Raw genomic sequence first — 1684 nt, 5'->3', positions numbered from 1 at the left:
CGACGCGCCGCCGCCGTCGGTCACCCGGACGTTCACCGTGTGGGTTGCCGCCGTCTCGTAGTCGAGCGCGGTGGAGCCGACCCGCAGCTCGTTGCCGACGATGGTGAACTTGGCGCCGTCCGCGCCGGGCAGGATGCTGTAGGTGAGCGTGTCGGCCGTGTCCGGGTCGGTCGCGCTCAGCACTCCCACGACGGCGCCTGGCACATTCTCCGGCGCGGTCTGACCCGAAAGGGCGAGATTGGTCACGGGATCGTTGGCACCGCGCAGCGTGATCGTCACGGTCTGGGAGGCGGACGCGCCCGCGCTGTCCGTGACCAGCACCAGATAGTTCTGCGTGAGCGTCTGGTTTGCGGCCAGGTAATTCAGCGCGGAGTCATTGACCTCGAAGCTCCACTCGACCCTGTCGGTGGCGTCGTTCACTGCGCCGAGGCTGAAGGTCCCGACATAGCCGGTGCCCTGTGGGGTGAAGCTGGCGCTGTGCGTCTGCGACGCGTCGGGATCGGTGTACGTGATGGCGCCGTTGCGCTGGTTCAGCGTGGCGTCCTCTCCCGCAGCGCCGTCGGCAAGTTCGTTGACCGTGGCGGCCTGGGCACCGGAGCTGATCACCGGCCGGTCGTTGATCGGGTTCACGGTGATTGCGACCGTTGCCGGGCTGCTGGCGCCCCCGGCGGTGTCGCTGATCTTGTAGGTGAAGCTGTCGGTTCCGTTGAAGTTGGCGCCAGGCGTATAGGTGAACTTCTTGCTCGAGGCGTCGTAGGCGACCGCGCCGTTTTCAGGTCCGGCAACGAGCTGCGGCGTCAGCGCCTCGCCCTCCGGGTCTGAATCATTGGCGAGGACATCGATCACGACCGCAGTGTCCTCGTCGGTCGTTGCCGAATCGTCGCGGGCCGTGGGGCGAAGATTGTCGTCTGCACCGTTGACCGTGATGGTCACCGTGGCCGGAGCCGACTGGCTGCTGCCGTCGCTGGCGACATACTGGAACGTGATCGTCCGGGACTCGCCATTGTTGAGTGCCTGGTCGTCAGCACCCGTCGCATAGGAGTAGCTGCCGTCGGCGTCGAATGCCACCGAGCCATCGGGCGCTGTCGCACTGTTGATCTGGACCGAGCCGGCAACGAGCGCATACGTCAGGCTGTCGCCGTCGACGTCGCTGGCGGGAGGAACGGTGCCGCCGATCGAGGCATCATCCTCGGACCCGCTGACCGATTGTGAGCCGCCGCTTGCCGGCGCGTCGTTGGCGCCGGTGATGGTGATCGCCAGCGTGGCCGTATCGCTGCCGCCGTTGCCGTCGGAGACGGCATAGGTGAAGTTGTCGGTCAGGCTCTGGGTGGCATTCAGGGCGTTGACGGTGGCGTTGGCATCGTCGACCACATAGCTGTAGCTGCCGTCGGCGTTGAGTGTGAGCGAGCCGTAGGCGCCGGCCAAGGCCGCGCCCACCGTGCCGGCCGTGCCGCTGCCGGCTTCCGTGCCGGTGCGCACGCTCGCGACGGACTTGGTGTCGCCGTTGTCCACGTCGCTGTCGTTGCTCAGGACGTTGCCGCTGGCGTTGGCGCCGGCGGCAGTGCCAGCTTCAGTCGCCGAGCCGGCGTCGTCCGTGGCCACCGGTGCGTCGTTGGCGCCGGTGATGGTGATGGCCAGCGTGGCCTGGTCGGTCCCGCCGTTGCCGTCGGAGACGGCGTAGGTG

The 1684-nt window shown here is 67.8% G+C and carries 1 protein-coding gene; it reads right to left on the bottom strand.

Annotation, left to right across the window (positions count from 1 at the left end; translation table 11 throughout):
* Nucleotides 1–1684: Ig-like domain-containing protein (locus V6M46_RS15640; RefSeq protein ID WP_332666755.1), on the bottom strand; the 1684-nt coding region annotated here is incomplete at both ends.

It is taken from the genome of Aeromicrobium sp. (assembly GCF_036676885.1).
Taxonomy (GTDB): Bacteria; Actinomycetota; Actinomycetes; order Propionibacteriales; family Nocardioidaceae; genus Aeromicrobium.
Note: the sequence above shows the minus strand (reverse complement) of the source record. Positions and strands in the feature narration are given on the sequence as shown.